This window comes from Halopseudomonas sabulinigri, from assembly GCF_900105255.1.
GTDB classification, from domain to species: Bacteria; Pseudomonadota; Gammaproteobacteria; order Pseudomonadales; family Pseudomonadaceae; genus Halopseudomonas; species Halopseudomonas sabulinigri.
In genome coordinates this window covers 2,335,926-2,353,783 of sequence record NZ_LT629763.1, presented here as the reverse complement: position 1 = coordinate 2,353,783, position 17,858 = coordinate 2,335,926, and the positions used below count along the sequence as shown (strand labels likewise).

Annotated in this window: 18 protein-coding genes; 10 read left to right on the top strand and 8 right to left on the bottom strand. The window is 60.3% G+C overall.

The genetic code is table 11. From position 1 onward, the window contains the following. Positions 1–843, top strand: coding sequence for an ABC transporter ATP-binding protein (locus tag BLU26_RS10545; RefSeq protein WP_092286441.1), 843 nt, complete (start codon positions 1–3; stop codon positions 841–843). A gap of 97 nt (positions 844–940) precedes the next feature. Then, positions 941–1,243 carry a hypothetical protein gene (locus BLU26_RS10540; protein ID WP_092286439.1) on the top strand — a complete coding sequence of 101 codons (303 nt, stop codon included), beginning with the start codon at positions 941–943 and terminating at the stop codon, positions 1,241–1,243. Positions 1,244–1,291: 48 nt separating this feature from the next. On the opposite strand, the gene BLU26_RS10535 is transcribed toward BLU26_RS10540, so the two are convergent. Genes BLU26_RS10535 through lptM form a run of 6 tightly spaced genes read right to left on the bottom strand, consistent with a single transcriptional unit; the run spans position 1,292 to position 5,864 of the window. Then, the gene (locus BLU26_RS10535; protein WP_092286437.1) at positions 1,292–2,002 is read right to left on the bottom strand and encodes an HAD family hydrolase; all 711 of its coding nucleotides are present in this window, start codon (positions 2,000–2,002) and stop codon (positions 1,292–1,294) included. Next, a complete protein-coding gene (xerC, locus tag BLU26_RS10530; RefSeq protein ID WP_092286435.1) occupies positions 1,999–2,940 on the bottom strand; it encodes a tyrosine recombinase XerC in 942 nt (313 codons plus the stop codon). The genes BLU26_RS10535 and xerC overlap by 4 nt, the downstream gene beginning before the upstream one ends. Then, on the bottom strand, positions 2,924–3,628 hold the full coding sequence (locus tag BLU26_RS10525; protein WP_092286433.1) for a DUF484 family protein: 705 nt from the start codon (positions 3,626–3,628) through the stop codon (positions 2,924–2,926). Before BLU26_RS10525 ends, xerC begins: the two co-directional genes overlap by 17 nt. Continuing rightward, the gene (dapF, locus tag BLU26_RS10520; protein WP_092286431.1) at positions 3,625–4,455 is read right to left on the bottom strand and encodes a diaminopimelate epimerase; all 831 of its coding nucleotides are present in this window, start codon (positions 4,453–4,455) and stop codon (positions 3,625–3,627) included. Before dapF ends, BLU26_RS10525 begins: the two co-directional genes overlap by 4 nt. Before the next feature lies 1 nt (position 4,456). Continuing rightward, a complete protein-coding gene (gene lysA / locus BLU26_RS10515; protein ID WP_092286429.1) occupies positions 4,457–5,710 on the bottom strand; it encodes a diaminopimelate decarboxylase in 1,254 nt (417 codons plus the stop codon). Positions 5,711–5,717: 7 nt separating this feature from the next. Then, a complete protein-coding gene (lptM, locus tag BLU26_RS10510; RefSeq protein ID WP_092286427.1) occupies positions 5,718–5,864 on the bottom strand; it encodes an LPS translocon maturation chaperone LptM in 147 nt (48 codons plus the stop codon). 127 nt (positions 5,865–5,991) lie between these two features. Between lptM and cyaY the strand changes: the two genes are divergently transcribed. From cyaY to BLU26_RS10470, 8 genes are all read left to right on the top strand, one after another. Beyond that, positions 5,992–6,336 (top strand): iron donor protein CyaY, encoded by a 345-nt coding sequence (cyaY, locus tag BLU26_RS10505; protein WP_157719350.1) that lies wholly within the window; start codon positions 5,992–5,994, stop codon positions 6,334–6,336. Continuing rightward, positions 6,333–6,527, top strand: coding sequence for a DUF1289 domain-containing protein (locus BLU26_RS10500; protein WP_092286423.1), 195 nt, complete (start codon positions 6,333–6,335; stop codon positions 6,525–6,527). Before cyaY ends, BLU26_RS10500 begins: the two co-directional genes overlap by 4 nt. 283 nt (positions 6,528–6,810) lie before the next feature. After that, on the top strand, positions 6,811–7,329 hold the full coding sequence (locus BLU26_RS10495) for an Hcp family type VI secretion system effector (protein ID WP_092282965.1): 519 nt from the start codon (positions 6,811–6,813) through the stop codon (positions 7,327–7,329). A 118-nt stretch (positions 7,330–7,447) separates the two neighbouring features. Continuing rightward, positions 7,448–9,511 carry a type VI secretion system Vgr family protein gene (locus BLU26_RS10490; RefSeq protein WP_092286421.1) on the top strand — a complete coding sequence of 688 codons (2,064 nt, stop codon included), beginning with the start codon at positions 7,448–7,450 and terminating at the stop codon, positions 9,509–9,511. After that, positions 9,501–10,385 (top strand): DUF4123 domain-containing protein, encoded by an 885-nt coding sequence (locus BLU26_RS10485; protein ID WP_092286419.1) that lies wholly within the window; start codon positions 9,501–9,503, stop codon positions 10,383–10,385. The genes BLU26_RS10490 and BLU26_RS10485 overlap by 11 nt, the downstream gene beginning before the upstream one ends. After that, positions 10,378–13,575, top strand: a complete 3,198-nt coding sequence (locus tag BLU26_RS10480) for a toxin VasX (RefSeq protein WP_092286417.1) — start codon at positions 10,378–10,380, stop codon at positions 13,573–13,575. Before BLU26_RS10485 ends, BLU26_RS10480 begins: the two co-directional genes overlap by 8 nt. Continuing rightward, positions 13,575–13,853 (top strand): hypothetical protein, encoded by a 279-nt coding sequence (locus BLU26_RS10475; RefSeq protein ID WP_092286415.1) that lies wholly within the window; start codon positions 13,575–13,577, stop codon positions 13,851–13,853. The genes BLU26_RS10480 and BLU26_RS10475 overlap by 1 nt, the downstream gene beginning before the upstream one ends. After that, complete coding sequence (locus tag BLU26_RS10470; RefSeq protein WP_092286413.1) at positions 13,853–14,527, top strand: hypothetical protein; 675 nt, start codon at positions 13,853–13,855, stop codon at positions 14,525–14,527. The genes BLU26_RS10475 and BLU26_RS10470 overlap by 1 nt, the downstream gene beginning before the upstream one ends. Positions 14,528–14,641: 114 nt before the next feature. Here the strand turns inward: BLU26_RS10470 and BLU26_RS10465 are convergent, their stop codons facing one another. After that, positions 14,642–17,482, bottom strand: coding sequence for a class I adenylate cyclase (locus BLU26_RS10465; protein WP_092286411.1), 2,841 nt, complete (start codon positions 17,480–17,482; stop codon positions 14,642–14,644). 11 nt (positions 17,483–17,493) lie between these two features. Next, positions 17,494–17,736, bottom strand: coding sequence for a TIGR02647 family protein (locus BLU26_RS10460; protein ID WP_092286409.1), 243 nt, complete (start codon positions 17,734–17,736; stop codon positions 17,494–17,496). Positions 17,737–17,858: the final 122 nt, after the last annotated feature.

Sequence of the window (17,858 nt, the reverse complement as noted above, 5' to 3'; positions counted from 1 at the left end):
ATGGACAAGTCCTGCATCAGCATTCGTAACGTTGGCAAGCTGTTCGAGACCCGCGACCAGAGCATTGAGGCCCTGCGCGACGTCAATCTGGAAGTGCAGCCTAACGAGTTCATCACCTTTGTAGGCGCCTCTGGCTGCGGCAAGTCCACTCTGCTGCGTATTCTGGCGGGACTGGAGACCCACAGCTGCGGCGACATTCTGCTGCACGATCAGCCAATTGACGGACCCGGCGTAGACCGTGCCATGGTGTTCCAGCACTACAGTCTGTACCCCTGGCTGACGGTCACGCAGAACATAAAATTCTGCCGTCAGCTCAAAGTGATTGCGGACACGGTAAAGAGCCAGGCTGACGTCGAGACCGCCAGCGGCCGGGCTGATGCCTTGCTCAACCTGATGGGCTTGCAGAGTTTTGCTGGCGCTTACCCTAGCCAGCTTTCGGGCGGCATGCAGCAGCGTGTGGCGATTGCCCGCGCGCTGATGCCGCGCCCGGATTTTCTGTTGATGGATGAGCCCTTCGGTGCGCTGGACGCGCAAACGCGCGAGGTGATGCACGACCTCATTCGGCACGTGCACCGATTGGAGAAGAGCACCATTCTGTTCGTTACTCATGATGTGGAAGAAGCCATCTACCTCGGCAGCCGTATTGTGCTGATGGCGCCCCGGCCCGGCCGCATCGACAGCGTGTACGACGTGCCGCTGCCGGCGGTGCGCCACCAGGACATGAAGCTGGAGCCGGCCTTTATTGAGCTGAAGCGGCAGATTCTGGCGCGTATCCGCGAGACATCCGGCGTGCAGACCGACCTTGATCAGTTGGCGCGCCTGACCGAGGGCGCGACCCTCTAGCACAGGCAGCAGCTCGCAAATATTTTCTGCGGGGGGGCTAGCCAAATCACCCGAATGCGCTATATATAGCGTGTTTTCCCTTGGGAGGGTGTGGGGCATGAGCGATGATATGGACGATGATCTGGACGGCGTCGAAGACACCGAGGTCAGCGATCAGCTGGATGACAGCGATGACGATTCTGAAGGCGAGGTAGCCACCAGCAAACCGCGCAAGAAGAATGCCCAGCCGGAAGAGCTGGAGAGCGCATCACTGGAAGCCAAGGAGCGTGAGCGCGAGATGCTGGCGCGGCAGATGGAAGAGTTTCTGTCCCGTGGCGGCAAGGTGCAAGAGATCGACTCCAATGTGGTGTCTGATCCACCACGCAAGCCGGATAACAAGTACGGCAGCCGTCCCATCTAAGGCACTGTCCCAGTGCGAGCACCGCCGCCCTCAGGCGGTGCCTTGCGTCTAGCGCTTTGCGTACTTCACGTAGCGGTTGAGCCACGGCGGAATCTCGCTCAGGCAGCGCACCTCGCCATGCGGGCGCGGCTGCTGTGGCCAGGCGTTGCCCTGCGGGTTGAACCACAGGGTGTGCATGCCCACGTCGAGCGCGCCCTGAATGTCATCACCAGGATGGTCACCAATGTGCAAGGCCCGTGACGGCTCAACACCGGCGGCCTGCAGCGCTGCGCGAAAGGGCGCAGCGTCGGGCTTGCTCAGGCCGACCTCGTCGGCTGAAACGATGATCTTGAAAAAGCGATCCAGCCCCAGACGGCGCACATCGGCATTGCCGTTGGAGATGCTCGCCAATTGGTATTGCCGCGACAGCAGCTCCAGCACCAGCTCGGCGTGCGGGAAGTACTCCAGTTGGTGCCGCGCATCGAGGAATACCTTGAAGCCCTGCGCCGCCAGCTCACTGGCCTGCTCGTCGCTATAACCCGCCTTGCGCAAACCCAACTCCAGCACGGCAATACGCAGCGGCGTTACGCGGTGGCGCAGCTCGGGCTGCGCCGCCAGCACCTCATCGCGCAGCGCTTTGCGCGCCTCCGGGCTGAGCTGCTTGGCGAACTGGGCGGCATTCCTTTCCAGCCAGCGCAGCAGCACCTGCTCGGCGGCAGCGACCACGCTGTCGGTTTCCCACAGGGTGTTGTCCAGATCGAAGGTAACGAGTTGAATCATTCGGTATCCGCTTTGCGTTTGGCGCGCGGGTGGGCCTTGTCGTAGACCTGCGCGAGATGTTGAAAGTCCAGGTGGGTGTAGATCTGGGTGGTGCTGATGTCGGCGTGGCCGAGCAGCTCCTGCACGGCGCGCAGGTCGCCGGACGACTCCAGCATGTGGCTGGCGAACGAATGCCGCAACATGTGCGGATGCAGGTGCTGGCCGATGCGCTCTACGCCGCGGCGGCGCACCCGCAGCTGAATGGCCCTGGGTGTCAGCTGGGTGCCGCGCTGGCTGACGAACACCGGCTGTGCTGCGCCCGGCAAGGCGGGGCGCACGGCCAACCAGGCCTGCAGCGCTGCCCTGGCCATGCGCCCTACCGGCAGCAGGCGAGTCTTGTTGCCCTTGCCAAGTACCCGTACCTCACCCTGTTGCAGATCCAGGTCGGCGACGTCCAGTCCGGCCAGTTCGGCGAGGCGCAAGCCTGATGAGTAGAACAACTCCAGCATGGCCTGATCACGTAATTGCAGCCAATCCGGATCGCCGTTGTCGTCTAGCAGCCGGCCGGCCAGGTCGGCATCCAGGGTCTTCGGCAGTTTCTTGCCCGTCTTGGGTGCGCGCAGGTCCAGCGCGGGATTGAGCTGGCAGCGCCGTTCACGCAGCAGATAGCGGTAAAAACTGCGAATGGCGCTGAGCTGGCGTTGCAGGCTGCGCGGCGACAGGCCTTGCTGGTGTTGCTGGGCAACGTAATGGCGCAACTGCTGGGCGGTTAGTTGCTCCCAGTCAGATAGCTGGCGTTGCTGGCGGAACAGCAATACCTGCTGCAGGTCGTGGGCGTAGGCTTCAAGAGTGCGCGGCGACAGTTGGCGCTCGGTGCGCAGGTGGCGCAGAAAGGCGTCAATATCGCTGTCGGCGGCCGGGGCCGTGGCGGCACCGGCCGGCTCAGGCGTGGCTTTCATCAGCCAGCGGACGTTGGCGCAGCAGAATGCGGGCCAGGGCGTCGGCCACGTAACCGAGGAACAGCGTACCGGTGGCGCTGCGGTACTGCTGCGCATCCTTGCTGCCGAGTGCCAGTACGCCGTGCAACCCTTGGTGGCTGATGGGTGCAAAGGCGGTGGAGGCTACTTCCTCGGCGGACTCGCCAAACAGGAAGCGCAGCTCGTCCGGGCGTAGTGCGCCGCTGACCGGTTTGCCGTTGTCGAGCAGATGACCGATGGCCTCCTTGGCGGCGGCGTGGGTCACGCAGTGCGCATTGGAATAGCGATCGGCTTCGGTAAACAGGATCAGGCACACGAAAGGCACCTGAAAGTCATTGCGCAGGCTATCTTCCAGGCTGGCAATGACCTGCTCCAGACTCTGCGCCTCCAGCATGCCAAGAATCAGTCGGCGGCTCTTGTCGAACAGGCGGTCATTCTCGCGGGCGGTGTCCATCAACTGGTTCAACCGATGGCGCACATCGATGTTGCGCTCACGCAGCAGCTTGACCTGGCGCTCCACCAGTGACACGGCCTGGCCGCGCTCGTGGGGAATGATCAGGTCGGCCAGCAGTTCGTCGTGCTCGGCGAAAAAGGCCGGGTGACGACGCAGGTACTCGGTGACCTGCTCGGCATCGATCTCATCGCTGGGGTGCGGCTGGTGCTCGCTCATACGCGTATCTGTCCTTCATAGACCCGGGTAGCAGGGCCGGTCATCAGTACGGGTTGGCCGGGGCCGGCCCATTCGATCTGCAGGTTGCCGCCCGGCAGTTGAATCTGTACCGGGGAGCGTAACAGACCCAGGCGGATGCCGGCGACCGCCGCGGCGCAGGCGCCGGTGCCGCAGGCCTGGGTTTCGCCCACGCCGCGCTCGAATACGCGCAGTCGCGCGTGTCCGTGATCAATCACCTGCATAAAGCCGGCATTGACCTTGCGCGGGAAGCGCGGGTGCGCCTCTATGTGCGCGCCCAGGCGTTCGAGTGTGCCGTTGTTTATGTCGTCCACCAGGGTCACGCAGTGCGGGTTGCCCATGGAAACCGCCGAGACCATCAACTGCTCGCCCGCCACCTCAAAGGCATATTGGTCGGCTTCCTGTTCGGCAATGAAGGGCACCTCGGCAGGAGCAAAGCGCGGTGCGCCCATGTCGACCGTGACCTGGCCATCGCGGCGCACGCGCAGGGTAATCGGGCCGCCGCTGGTTTCTACATGGATGACTTTCTTCGCAGTCAGGCGTTTGTCCTGCACGAAGCGCGCAAAGCAGCGCGCGCCGTTGCCGCATTGCTCCACTTCGCTGCCATCGGCGTTGTAGATGCGGTAGCGGAAGTCGGTATCCGGGTCGTTCGGCGGCTCGACCACCAGCAGCTGATCAAAGCCGATGCCGGTATGCCGGTCACTCCACTGGCGTATCTGCTTGGCGGACAGCTGCGCGTGCTGGGTGACCAGGTCGATGACCATGAAGTCGTTGCCCAGACCGTGCATCTTGGTGAATCGCAGCAGCATGTCAGTCCTCGGGCAGCAGGCGCTCGCCGGCCAGCAGTTCGGCGACCGTCTCGCGACGACGCACCAGATGGGTCTGCTCACCGTCCACCAGCACTTCGGCAGCGCGTGGACGGGTGTTGTAGTTGGAGCTCATCACAAAACCGTAGGCGCCGGCGGAACGTACGGCCAACAGGTCGCCCTCGGCCAGTGCCAGCTCGCGGTCCTTGCCCAGAAAGTCGCCGGTTTCGCACACTGGGCCAACAATGTCCCAGGCCTGCGCGGCCACGTCGCTACGCGGTTTGACCGCATCGATGCCCATCCAGGCGCTGTACAGGGCCGGGCGAATCAGGTCGTTCATCGCGCCGTCGATGATCGCGAAGTTCTTGTGCTCGGTCGGTTTGAGCAGGTTGACGCGGGTCAGCATCACACCGGCATTGGCGACGATGGAGCGGCCCGGTTCAAACAGCAGGGTCAGGTCACGGCCGGCCAGTGCCTCGCGCACCTTGGCCAGATAAGCACCGGGGCTCGGCGGCGTTTCGTCCCGGTAAGTCACACCCAGGCCACCACCCAGATCCAGATGGCGAATCTGTATGCCTTCTTCGGCCAGGCCATCGATTAGTTGCAGCAGGCGCTGCAGGGCATCGATAAAAGGCGTGTCGTCGGTCAGCTGCGAGCCGATGTGGCAATCCACGCCACAGATCTCGATGTGGCTCAGTTCGGCTGCACGGCGATAGACGGCGGGCGCCTGGGCGATATCGATGCCGAACTTGTTTTCCTTCAGCCCGGTGGAGATGTAGGGGTGCGTCTTGGCGTCGACATCGGGGTTCACTCGCAGCGAAATGGGCGCCTTGACGTTGAGTTCGGCTGCCACCTGCTGCAGCCGTTCCAGCTCGGCGGCCGATTCAACGTTGAAGCAGTGAATGCCGACCTCAAGTGCGCGGCGCATCTCGGCGGCGGTCTTGCCCAGACCGGAGAAGACGATGCGCGAGGGTTCGCCCCCGGCGGCCAGTACCCGCTCCAGTTCGCCACCGGAGACGATGTCGAAGCCGGCACCCTGGCGGGCCAGCAGATTCAGTACGGCCAGGTTGGAGTTGGCCTTGACGGCAAAACAGACCAGGTGCGGCACGCCCTGAAGCGCCGAGTCCCAGGCCTGGTAGGCCTGCTCTATGGCGCTGCGCGAGTAAACGAAGCAAGGGGTGTCGTACTCGGCGGCAATCGCAGATAATGCGACCCCTTCGGCGTACAGTTCGCCGTGGCGGTAATCAAACGCGGTCATGGGTGCATCACTTCTCGGTCGGTTCCTGGATCAGTTCTTCCTGCGCCGGGGTCGGCGGCTGGCCTGAGACGTCTTCCGGCAGATAGAGCGGTCCCTTCTGGCCGCAGCCAGCGAGGACCAGCAGGCCGAAGAGAAGTGCGCTGATATGCTTCATGATGGAATCCTTACAGGTAGAATATGCGGCAGTATACCCAGCCACCCGGCTCGGTGCATCAGCCGCCGCTCAGCGGACGCGCTGTTGCGCCATGTTGCGCCGATGGCCATTGACTAGAGAGAGCCCCATGCAGGACATGAGCGAAGCGGAATTTCATCAGCAGGTAGATCGGATACAGGACCTGATCGAGCATGCGGTTGACGATTGCGACCTTGATCTGGACATGGAGCAGGTGGAAGGTTCGCTGGTCCTGATGCTCGCCGACGGGCCGCGCCTGGTGATCGGCCGCCAGCCAGCGTCACGCGAGCTTTGGCTGGCCACCCCGGATGCTACACTGCACTTTGGTTATCAGGACGATAGCGGCTGGCAGCACGATGGCGGAGAAGGGTCGCTGACCCAGGTGCTCTCTGCGGTGCTTGAAGAGCTCACCGGGGATGAGGTCGAGCTCGAACTGGACGAAGACGCCGCGTGAGCGAGCGCGGCCGGCAACCCTCGCCCTGCGTGCGCCAATGTTGCCTGGATGGTGATGAGTGCCTGGGCTGTGGCCGCCTGATGAGTGAAATTCTGCAGTGGGCCAACGCCTCTGATACACAACAGCTGCAGATAATAGCGCTCGCGACCGAGCGGCGTGCGCGGCGCCAGCAGCGTATGGCCGGACGCTAGCGCGGCTGGCAACTATTGGCGCAGCAACCACGCCGCCAGCCTGCTAAAAGCGTCTGCAACCCCCGTGCTACGCTGCCTCCACCCCACTGCGCAATAACTTGCACAGCACTGCGCAACATCCTGCACAACTTTGCGTGACCGAGATCACAAACGGCTTTTCGGCTGCTTGCCTGATCACTCCAATCGTTTGATTTAATTGCCCTTTTTATTCCTGGCACAGCTCTTGGTTGTACTGGGTCAACCGGATCAACCGGTCACCCCATTTCAAGCAAGGAGAGCAGCAATGCCAACACCCGCGTATCTGACCATCGAAGGCACCAAGCAGGGCCTGATCACCGCCGGTACGTTCACCGAAGACTCGGTCGGCAACATCTTCCAGGAAGGCCACGAAGACCAGGTACTGGTGCAGGGCTACAACCACCAGGTCATCATCCCGCGTGACCCGCAGTCCGGCCAGCCCACCGGCCAGCGCGTCCACAAGCCGCTGATGATCACCAAGGTGTTCGACAAGTCCTCACCGCTGATCTTCAACGCTCTGACCTCCGGCGAGCGCCTGAGCAAGTGCCGCCTGGAGTGGTACCGCACCTCTGCCACCGGCACCCAGGAGCACTACTTCACCATCGAACTGCACGACGCCATCATCGTCGATGTGCAGTCGCAGATGCCTAACTGCCAAGACCCGAACATGGCGCACTTCACCCACCTGGAAGACGTCTACTTCACCTACCGCAAAATCGTCTGGACCCACGAAGTCTCAGGAACCTCCGGTTCTGATGACTGGCGCACACCCATCGCCGCCTAAGGTCTTTACAATGCCAGGCCACCGAGTGACTTGAGAGTCAGTCGGTGGCTTTTCGCGTTCAAGCGTCTCGCCGATCCCCGCCTGGATCGCTGAACGAATTCTGTAAAAAGGACAACGGATGTTCTCTCCAGCCAATGAAGCGGCCTTCAGCCTGCACATCGACGGCGCCGCCCACGACTTCAAGGTACTGGCCTTCACCGGCAGCGAGGCCCTCAACCGGCCCTACGCCTTTGAGCTGGAGCTGGTCAGTGAACAGCCGGACATCGACCTGGCCTCCCTGCTGCACCACACCGCCTATCTGGACATGGGCCAGGGAGCAGGCATCCACGGCGTAATCGACCGCCTCGCCCAGGGCGAAGCCGGCAAGCGCCTCACCCGTTATCATCTGTGCCTGCGCCCCCAGCTCAGCTACCTGGCGCACCGCACCAATCAACGCATCTTCCAGCACCTGACAGGGCAGCAGATCATCAGCCGCCTGCTGGAAGAGCACGGCATCCAGAGCGATGCCTACCGCTTTCAACTGCACCAGAACCATCCGGCGCGCGACTACTGCACCCAGTACGACGAAACCGACCTGCAGTTCATCCAGCGCCTGTGTGAAGAAGAGGGCATGCACTACCACTTCGAACACAGCCAGGAAGGCCACATCATTGTCTTCGGTGACGACCAGACCGCCTTCCCGCAATTACAACAAATCGGCTACAGCCAGGGCACCGGCCTGGTCGCCGACCAGCCGGTCGTCAAACGCTTCGGCTTAAGAGTAGAAACCCGCCCCAGCCGCGTCACCCGCCGGGATTACGACTTCGAGAAGCCCCGCCTGCTGATGGAAGCCGCCTACAAAGGCGAGGCCACAGCAGAAGAACAAAATAAACCCCAACCCGACCTCGAAGACTACGACTACCCCGGTCGCTTCACCGACCGCGAGCGCGGCAAACAGCTCAGCCAGATCGCCCTCGAACGCCATCGCGCCGAACAACAACTGGCCGACGGCAGCAGCGATCAACCGCAACTGCGCAGCGGCCACTTCATGCCGCTCACTGGTCACCCCAGAGACGACTGGAACGACCTCTGGCTGCTGACCGAAATCCAGCATGAAGGCAAACAACCACAAGTGCTCGAAGAAGGCGTCACCAGCGATGTCAGCAAAGCAGACGGATTCACCCAGGGTTACCGCAACCACTTCAAGGCCACGCCCTGGCAGATCCTCTGGCGACCACAGCTCGATCACAGAAAACCAAAGGTCCTCGGCAGCCAAAGCGCCGTAGTCACAGGCCCTGAGGGCGAAGAAATCCACTGCGACCAGTACGGTCGCATCAAAGTCCAGTTCCACTGGGACCGCGAGGGCCAGGCTGACGACAAAACCAGCTGCTGGTTAAGAGTCGCCTCCAGCTGGGCCGGCGACCGCTACGGCGGCATCGCCATTCCCAGAGTAGGCATGGAAGTACTCATCTCATTCCTCGAAGGCGACCCCGATCAACCCCTGGTCACCGGCTGCCTGTACCACAAGGAACACGAAGTCCCGTACGAACTACCCGCACACAAAACCCGCAGCGTATTCAAAACCCTCAGTAGTCCTGGAGGCGACGGCTACAACGAACTGCGTATCGAGGATAAAAAGGGCGAAGAACAGATCTACCTGCATGCCCAAAAGGACTGGGACGAAAACATAGAAAACAACCAGACCGTGCGCGTGGGCAACGAACGCCACGACACGGTCGAAGCCAACAGCTACAGCGAGTTCAAAGCCGAAGAACACCGCACCACCCACGCCGACCGCAAAACCGAAATCAAAGCCAACGACCACCTCACCGTCGGCACCAGCCAGCACGTCAAGCTGGGCGATAGCCAACTGGTCAAGGCCGGCACCGAAATCCACCTCTCCAGCGGCATGAAAGTCGTGCTCGAAGCCGGCATGGAAATCACCTTCAAGGTCGGCGGCAGCTTCGTCAAACTCGACCCCAGCGGCGTGACCCTGGTTGGGTCGAGTGTGAAGATCAACTCGGGTGGTGGGCCGGGTAAGGGTAGTGGGGCTGCGCCGGTGTTGCCGGGGGCAGTGGCGGCGGTTGATGTGGGTGAGGCGGGCAAGCTGCTGGTGCCTGTGCAACGTCAGGCGCTGATGCTTAAAAAGCCTTTGTGCGCGATTTGTAACGACGAGCAAACAGGGGGCAGCAATGCCGCTTGAATCCATTCCCGTCGACTTGCCTTGGCATCTTCCAACAGTGCTGATTTTAGATGGCGTTAGCCTGAGTGACCTACCCAAAAAATTGTATGACTGGGTCGACCAGCCAGTCTTCGAGCCGCTGTATCTGGAGACAGCGCAAGCACCGCTAGTTGACGTATCTCCTTGTATTGTTGCTATAGAGGGTCAGGATGATCCTGTTCTAAATCAGTATCTTACCTTGGTAGATGAAGATTGCGGCTATCTTTTGTTCTCCCGCGCTGCGTGGGAAGTTCAGGTGCGACACCTGCGTTGGCTGACTCAGGTCCAGATGCCCTCAGGCGAAACGGTGTTGTTGCGGTTGGCCGACCCGGCGGTCTTCAGCTCACTTTTATCGTGTGCTACCACTGATCAGCGCGCTGCGCTGCTCGGCCCTTTTGAACGTATGGTCATGCCTGACAAATTGAGCGGTGAGTGGCGTGAGTTCAAACAGCAGGCGCAGATAACAGAGGCTAGCAAGCAGCTTCCATACAGGTTGAGTGACGAGCAGCTTTCGGCTTTGGGTGATGTGAGTTTTCAACAGGTGGTGGGCCGGCTGGACCTGCATATGAAGATGAACTTTCCAGCCTACGGCGCTGAATGGGCGCAAGCCGCACGGCAAGCAGAACTGTCCCAGCTTGCGGATAACGCCTACGCCCTTGGGTTTTGTAGTGAGGGGGATATCTATTTATACGCCGGTATCTTTGGGCTGCTGGGAGGCACGGCTTTAAGCGCACACCCCGATATCAGCCAGCTACTGCACGAGCGCTCACCACAGACGCCTTCCCAGCGCCTACAGCGTGCTTTTGAAATGGCTCAAGGCCGAGCCGCAATGCTTACAGGGATAGAACATGTCTGATACCTCAACAGCCAATCATGACAATGGCGCTGATGCAAAAAGTGCAGTGGGTGCCTGTCCTGCAGGTCAAGCCGAACTCTTCATCGTGCCCGCGCGCTATGCGCTGGCCGAGCAAGGTGCTGAGCATTCCTGTTGCTTGCCTGCAGCAAGTAGTCAAAGTCATCCGCAAGCTTTGCGGCGGCTGCGCGTAGGTTACCTTTATCTGTGGCACCAGCAGGGGCCCCTTAGGCGCTTTGCCATAGCTACTGATGGCTTGTTGCAAGAGCAGGGCCTTGAGGATGACAGTGGCGAGGTTGCTGCCGGGAGCGTTGCAGGAGTGGCGTTGGACAAACACCATGACGCATGGCTGCTATACAGCGAAATCCCATTGCCAAAAACGGCTTATCAAGGTTTGGCTGACAGCCCTGCTGAGCGCCTTGCCCGCATGCGCTGCATACCCTTACCTGAAATTGCACGCAGGCTTGAGGTGGAACACTGTCCTGCACTGAGTGAGGCCGAAAAAGTTGTTGCTGAGCTCATGCCGGAAGTGCGCGATCAATTCGTAGCACATGACTATGCGCAGAATGGCGACGCCTATCGCAAGGGTGTTGATACGCTGGGCCAGCAGATGATGGATGAGCCCACACCTGAGCGGGTAAACGCTTACACCAATGCTCGTACGTGGCTAAGCGAACGCGAACAGGCCGCAGGCAGACACCCGCAAGCAGCTGAACACCCGCCGGGTGAATGGAGCTCGGTTGCCTGGGATCTGCCTGCCTCTGACACGTGGCTAAGCAAAGCCCGTAGCCAGGCTGGCAGCCTGCACGCGGTTTTTGCAACGCTGGACGATGATCTTGGGGTGTTGCGCGACTTGAACGCTGAGCAAGGCTGGGTCAATCAGCGCGAAGAAGACTGGGATCAGGAAAATGCGCATAAAGGAATGATCGCCGGCTTTATCAACAGCCTGATAACGGAAGACGGAGCCGAGTTGAGCAACCTGATCAACTACCGTTACCGCGATCGTGATATCCAGCTTACCCCGGAGCAGGGCGATATCATGCTTCAGGCGCGCCGAGACCTTCAGCCGCTGTTGGCGGAAGAGACCGAGATCAACCAACGCCAACGCCACAAGATAGGCCACGCGGCCGCCGATGCGCGCATTGCCGAGATTGTTCGGCGCGAGCAAATAGTGCTCGCACCCACTAGGGAGTTCGTTCCTGCCGATTTGCATGGGCAGCTGCAAGGTGTGGTGATGTCTTATCATGCCGATAAAGTTCATAACATGACGGACGCCAAATCCAGCGCGCAGGTTGCTGAACGGGTTGAGCTACCGCGCATGCAGCGCTGGATCACCGAGGTTGCAGAGCCGCACCATCACTGGCTGACTGCAAGGCGCGAAGTACTTTATTCGGATATGGCTTCGTATCTACCAAGACATGGAGCAGCGCTCTGGTATGTGAATTACGACAGCGATGCGCATTGCAGCATGCTAAGTGAACTATCCCTCAGCAGTCTTGGATCGTTATGCAGCAGCGGCCCTGGCGTCCAGTTGGCCGTCAATTTGCTGCGGTCGCCCTCCGCTGATCAACCCTTTAGTTTGCTTTCCAGTGGCTTCACCCCCTCACTGATGGATATAGGTGATCGCGCCGCCCAGCTGCAGGGCGCGCTGACCAGCGAGAATCAAGCGGCTATTGGTCAGTTTATCGGTAAGTTAGTGGCGTCCAGTGAAAAGCTGGCTTGGCTCAGCGCGCTGGGAGGAGAGCAGGGCAACGATTGGAATCAAGCAGTCTCGCGCTTATCTGCTGCTTATGCTGCGTTGGAAGTTGAGCATCTAGCGAGCAGCCAGACTCCGAGTAATTTGATTCAGCGGTTACCCAGTCCGCTGCGCGCCTTGCTGATAATGATGAGGTTATGCACTGACAGCGTGATCAACGTCGGCCGTTATAGCTTCACCCTAAGCGGCGACACTGGGCAACGCATCTGGGAGTTTGGCCGAATGGCAGGACAATCTCTGCAAAGAGGTATGGCTCCCACTGTTGCGCGTATCAAAGGCATGAATACTCTGGGTGGAGTGCTGCCCTTGGCCGCTCTTTTGTTGCACATGAATAACGTGCACGAAATAAACGAACGTGATCGCGGGCGTGAGCACGATGATGTGCGTCAACGGGAGCATTTGGCTGAAAATCTAAAAGTAGGTGCGGCGCTGTCGGCGGTGATTGGGGCGGCTTGGCAGGCCACGGGGCAGGTTGAAGCCAAGCGAGGGGCTTTGAAAGCTCCCATCGTCACCCTGTTCGGTTTTATTACTGGTGGCTTGGCCGCGGTTGCGGCTGCGGTTGATTTGGCGAAGCTCTCTGCTGAAATGCAAAAAGACGGTGCATACTGGTCCGCTGACCACTGGGTACGTTTGGGACATGACAGCGCGCTCTTTGGGTTGATGTCAGCGCAAACGGGGTTGGGTGCATACGCCACCTATATGGCGCTAATCGGAAAGTGGACCACCGACGAGGCAATCAGGTGGTTCACTTTACGCATTATGCCGGTCAACTGGCTCTTGCTGGTAGTTGAAGGGTTATATCTGGCGTGGAACTACCATAAGGACACCGAGCTGCAAGCCTTCCTTGAGCAGTGTTGCTGGGGCAAGGCTAAAAGATGGGGGGATAGCCCTGAACAGCACAGCCAGGAGATACAGACCCTGATCGACCTGCTGTTCAAACCCAGATTGCAGGCCGTTGGGTATTTGGCCAGCCGGCAGATTGGTGGCAGCGGCAATAATGTTGTGTTGGACAGCCGTACTGACAGCTTGAGCTTGTCTCTTCCAGGGGCCAGCCCGCAAGGCTCGCAGTTGTATGTCAAGGTGGTGGCATTTGATGCAGCCAACACGCCGGTCGACTGCACGAGCGAATGGCTGAGCGGTGTTGAAAGTACTTGGCTCCCCATCCATCAGGGCATGGGGCTGCGTCTGAGTGGCAAGCTGCCCCGGCGCCTCGACAGCCACTATTGGCAGGTACAGGTCCTGTACCATAGCCCACTGGCCATGCAGGCTGGCACCCTCAACAGCAGGCAATTGATCGTAGGTGGCGGCAAGGGTATGCGCTATATCGTTCGTGGCAGTAGTGTAGTCGAGCATGCTGCCACTGCGGGGCCATTGCTAAGTGACGCATTCAGCGCTTTGCCAGTGAGCTCCCACTTATTGCAACCCAAGGAGATTTGATGACCGAACGCGCCCAAGAGGTAAAGCAAGGCCTGCTTTGGAAGCAGGAACATCTTGCTCCGCTACCGATTCCTACCGGTCAGCCAGCTAGCGATCTGATGAATATCATCTGGCGTAAGAATGATGTTTATATGGATATAGGCAGTTTTGTTATGGGCGCGGGTTGGATGACGTTGCATATGGGTTCGGTGATGTTTCTGGCTATTTCAGCCTGGATTGCGGCCAGCGGAGATATTTGGCTCAGTCTTGCGATTCTTGCGGTTATGGGGGGGGGCTGATGGGAACCCTCTGGTATTTGTTTTCCAAGCAGTGGCGCAAGCCTTTATACCCGCCCATCCGCTTCAACCGTCAGCGTCGAGAAGTCTGTATTACCGAGCCTAATGGTGAGCATTGGTTTGTGCCCTGGGAGCGGGTACACGCCATCGCTCCCAGTGCCCTCAGCCTCAATACGGGTGGTGCGAGCCAGCACGGTAGTCTTGTTTTGTGGTTTCCGTTGAAAGGGCAAGAGTACGAGGACTACGCACCGAATAAAGAAGGCTGGGTTCTGGCGGTCAATGCAGGCGGTGGGATTTCTTCAATGGCGCAGTGGGAGTGCATTCGCAGTTTCATGGAAGTTGGGCCAGAAGTGGTTCCTGAGCCATCCATTTTTCACAACGCCGGAATGACGTTATGGCAAAGCTTTGTTCATGATTTCAAAGCGGGGGTGGCTGCTAGGGGCTGGATAGTCGCTTTTCTATGGGAGGGCCTGGGCACTTTGGTATTTAACGATGTGCTGTATTTACATCTGGCCCGCAAGAAACTGGCAAATCTCCCTAACTTGGCAGCGCCAGAAACCATCGAATGGTCCAAGCCCTTACCGCCTGAGCAGTGGGCCAAACGCTCTCCTGAGCTTGATCAGGCCATTCGGGAGCAGGAAAGACAATTGGCAGAGGCTTCTGACGAAGCTGCATAAGGGGTTTGCTGCACCGCCACCCCCCGAGGGCAAGCTGCCGTTTTGATGACTGGGGCATCGTCCGCTGGTTGCGTTGTATAACATGGGGTTATTCGCAGATAGCTCAATGGTGCTCTACCGCAACGCCCCCATCGCCTCATTCAACGCCCCCTCCAACTGCTGCCGGTAGCGCAAATACTGCGCGGTTTGCATGCGTTCGCCGGGGTCAATGGCGGAGAGGTCGAGGTCGGTGATGTAGCAGGGGTAGGGCTCCTGGCTTTGGCGTTGGCTGAGGATGTGTTTGGCGACTTCGGTGTACAGCCGTGGGCCGTGCTCCAGTTCTGAGAACTCGCGGTGGTCGCAGAAAATGGTGACGTTGAAGCTGCGTTTGCCGCCGGGTTCGGCGATCGCCTGTACGGGGTAGAAGTCGGGGCTGAGGCCGGCGCGTGGCAGGGGTTTGGCTTCCAGCCGCAGCGGGTTACCGTCGTGCGCGGGCAGGATGGCGTAGAGCTGAATGTCGCCCTCCCATTGGCTGTGTTCCAGGCTTTCCTTGACCTGCCTGCGCAGGCGGATGCCATTCAGAAAGCGCAGTAGCGGGAGCAGCATGGTCTGCTCGTCGCGGTAACTTTGCTGGTGCGTCCAGAGGGCGCCGCGCTCATCAAGCAGGCTGATTTCAACTTGCCATTGCGGTTTGAGGCGGTAGAACAGCTGGATCCGGCCAGGTTGGTCATGCTGCAGTATTAGCGCCAGGTCTTGGCCTTGCAGCGCGTAGGCGTCCAGCGCGAGTTTGCTGTGGCGCGGGCGGGAGCGGCCCAGGTGGCGCAGCAGCGCGTCACGGTCTTCAAGCTCCAGCATGTTGATTTGCTCGTCGCGCCCTTCCAGCACGCGGTAGCCGTTCTGCACCTGAACCAGAAAACGCTCTGGCGGGCTGCCCAACAGGTGCCGTGCGGCGTCGCGGAACAGGCCTTCGACCCGCTCGGCGATGGAGCTGGAGCGGTTGCGGCAGAAGCAGCGCACCTGCAACTCCGGCAGGCGCTGATGCTCGCGGCCCTGGTTCAGGTAATCGCACAGCGCCTGCATGCAGGCCTGCTCGCCTTCGTAATGGGTCACTAGCAGCTCGTTCCAGCTGTTCAGCGAGACCTGGTCCACGCTGAGAATCAAATTGTCGCGCAGACCGGAATAACCCAGTGCATCGGTGTGGCTGCTGATCAAATGGAGGTTCTTCTGGCTGGCGCCGGGTAGCGGGTCCAATCCGATATTCACCAGCAGGAGCACCTGGCAGGGTTCGCTGGCGCGCGACAGCGCGGTTTCAGTCAGGGCGGGCAACGGCAGCGGAAACTGCTGCTGCAGGCTGAGCAGCAAATTACTCAGTTCAAATTCGCTGAGCGCGCTGTCACCGGGGAACAGTGAGAACCGCGTAGCACTGTCGATCAGGCCGTTACGGTGCCCCCAGGCCAGCAGCTCCAGCAGTTGGCGGGAGCGCTTGAGCGGTGGTTGGTCGCCCAGCTCGCTGGCCGCGAGCGAGCCGGAGTACAGGCTCCAGTAGGCATCGCCGTGCTCGTTCGCCGGCGCCTGGGCGAGGGTCAGGAGGTCCTCACTGAGGTCAGGGCTGATACCCGGGTTGATGAATTCGATCTTGCCGGCCTTGCGTTCAAAGGCGGCGTAGAGGCGCCGGCCGAGCAACGACAGGTCACGGCTGGTGACCTGGTTGATCACGCCATGACTGCGGCCAAAATGCGATAGCAGGCGATAGCTGTGGGTCAACTCGTTGACCAGTTTGCGGCGCTCGTTGCTGACCTCGCGGATGCGCCATTCCTGGCGGCTGTCCATCTGCTGCAGCTGGCGCGGGCCCCAGTGCCATTCGCGCACCAGCTTTTCCATCAGGTTGCGCTTCCAGTCGAGCAGGCCGCTGCGTTTACTCAGACGCACGTTGGCCTTGATGTACAAGCAGCGGCGCACCAGCTCGAGCCGTTCGGTGTCCTGTCTGCTGAGCAGATAACGTTCGATGCGGCGGTAAAGCATGACGTAGGGGTCAAGTTCGTCGGCATCCAGCTTGCCGTGGTAAACCGCGGCCTTGAAGTCCAGGCTGAGGCAGCGTACCTGCGGGTGCTCGCTGGAGTAGACTTCGGTCAGCAGCAGCTTGAGCACCGACTTGTAGGGCGAGTCTATGCCCTTGTAGAGCTGCCAGAGACCGGCGCCCACAAACTCGCCGGCCGGAATTCCAGCAACATGGCCAAGGTCTAGGCTGTCCTTTTCGCGGATGAAGCGCTTGCTGAGCAGGCGCTCGGTGTAGCTGGCGTAGTGTTGCTCTTCGTAGCTGGGGACCAGCCACCAGAGCGGAAAGCGCCCGCCGAGCAAAATGGCGGTGCGGTAAAACTCGTCGAGCAGCAGGTAGTGCTGGGTGCTGCCGCAGTCTTCGATGCTCAGTTCGTTCTCGCGGTCACCGCGACTGAACTGGGCAGGGTTAACCAGGTGAAAGTGTGCCTCGCAGCCCTGCGTAGCCGCCCAGTCGGTGATCAACTGACATTTGCTGGCGAGTTCTGCCAGCGCCTGCGGCGGCAGTTCCGGCTCGTGGCAGACCCAGATATCCAGGTCGCTTTGTTCGGACTGGGCAATGGTGCCGCCGCTGCCCATCAGGTATAGGCCCAGTATCTGCGGCACAAAGCCCGCCGGGTGGCGACGGTAGTGATAGCTGCGGGTCAGCGCTTGCGCACTCTGCAGTGCGGCGGTTTCAGCTTCGTACCCGGCCAGGCCGTGGGGCGTTTCACGCGAGACAAAACCGGGCAGCAGGTGGTAATTGACGTCAAACAGCAGCGGGATCAGCTGCAACACGTTGTACTGACGGGTAGGCAGGGCCTGTAGCACGCGACGCAGGCGGGTCTGATTGAGGGCCATAAAGCGCTTGCGCAGGGTGCTCAGCGCCTTGCGGTCAATGCCCTCATCGATCAGTGGATGAATTTCACCTGCCTGCGCCATTGCTCGCCTCGTTATGCCGGGTCAGCGCGCAGAATGGTCAGCAACGCCTGGCTGTGCTCGGCCGCGTCCAAGCCCAGGCTGGTCAGATAGCCGCCGTCCTGCTGGGTGACCAGGCCTTGGCGAAACAGGCGCTCAGCAGCGGCCACCGTAGCCGGATCGGCGTCGTGCTGATGGATTTTCAGCCCTTCCTTCGAGTTGGCCAGGTTGAACTGGCATAGCAGGTTGATTTCAGCGATTTCATCGGGTGTCAGCATCGGGGCGTTACCTCTTGTTGGAATGGCGTGCGGTCCAGAGACAGTAAAGCTGAGATCAACCTGCGGTGCCGGGTGATCTCTTGCGCCCCATTCATTGTCATGATGGCGCTGGATATTCTGCT

Bases quoted from the DNA above. Each gene is read 5' to 3' on its own strand.
- BLU26_RS10460 (WP_092286409.1), bottom strand. From the start codon at position 17,736: ATGCTGACACCCGATGAAATCGCTGAAATCAACCTGCTATGCCAGTTC.
- BLU26_RS10535 (WP_092286437.1), bottom strand. From the start codon at position 2,002: ATGATTCAACTCGTTACCTTCGATCTGGACAACACCCTGTGGGAAACC.
- BLU26_RS10545 (WP_092286441.1), top strand. From the start codon at position 1: ATGGACAAGTCCTGCATCAGCATTCGTAACGTTGGCAAGCTGTTCGAG.
- lysA (WP_092286429.1), bottom strand. From the start codon at position 5,710: ATGACCGCGTTTGATTACCGCCACGGCGAACTGTACGCCGAAGGGGTC.
- lptM (WP_092286427.1), bottom strand. From the start codon at position 5,864: ATGAAGCATATCAGCGCACTTCTCTTCGGCCTGCTGGTCCTCGCTGGC.
- cyaY (WP_157719350.1), top strand. From the start codon at position 5,992: ATGCAGGACATGAGCGAAGCGGAATTTCATCAGCAGGTAGATCGGATA.
- BLU26_RS10475 (WP_092286415.1), top strand. From the start codon at position 13,575: ATGACCGAACGCGCCCAAGAGGTAAAGCAAGGCCTGCTTTGGAAGCAG.
- xerC (WP_092286435.1), bottom strand. From the start codon at position 2,940: ATGAAAGCCACGCCTGAGCCGGCCGGTGCCGCCACGGCCCCGGCCGCC.
- BLU26_RS10525 (WP_092286433.1), bottom strand. From the start codon at position 3,628: ATGAGCGAGCACCAGCCGCACCCCAGCGATGAGATCGATGCCGAGCAG.
- BLU26_RS10470 (WP_092286413.1), top strand. From the start codon at position 13,853: ATGGGAACCCTCTGGTATTTGTTTTCCAAGCAGTGGCGCAAGCCTTTA.
- BLU26_RS10490 (WP_092286421.1), top strand. From the start codon at position 7,448: ATGTTCTCTCCAGCCAATGAAGCGGCCTTCAGCCTGCACATCGACGGC.
- BLU26_RS10495 (WP_092282965.1), top strand. From the start codon at position 6,811: ATGCCAACACCCGCGTATCTGACCATCGAAGGCACCAAGCAGGGCCTG.
- BLU26_RS10465 (WP_092286411.1), bottom strand. From the start codon at position 17,482: ATGGCGCAGGCAGGTGAAATTCATCCACTGATCGATGAGGGCATTGAC.
- dapF (WP_092286431.1), bottom strand. From the start codon at position 4,455: ATGCTGCTGCGATTCACCAAGATGCACGGTCTGGGCAACGACTTCATG.
- BLU26_RS10540 (WP_092286439.1), top strand. From the start codon at position 941: ATGAGCGATGATATGGACGATGATCTGGACGGCGTCGAAGACACCGAG.
- BLU26_RS10480 (WP_092286417.1), top strand. From the start codon at position 10,378: ATGTCTGATACCTCAACAGCCAATCATGACAATGGCGCTGATGCAAAA.
- BLU26_RS10485 (WP_092286419.1), top strand. From the start codon at position 9,501: ATGCCGCTTGAATCCATTCCCGTCGACTTGCCTTGGCATCTTCCAACA.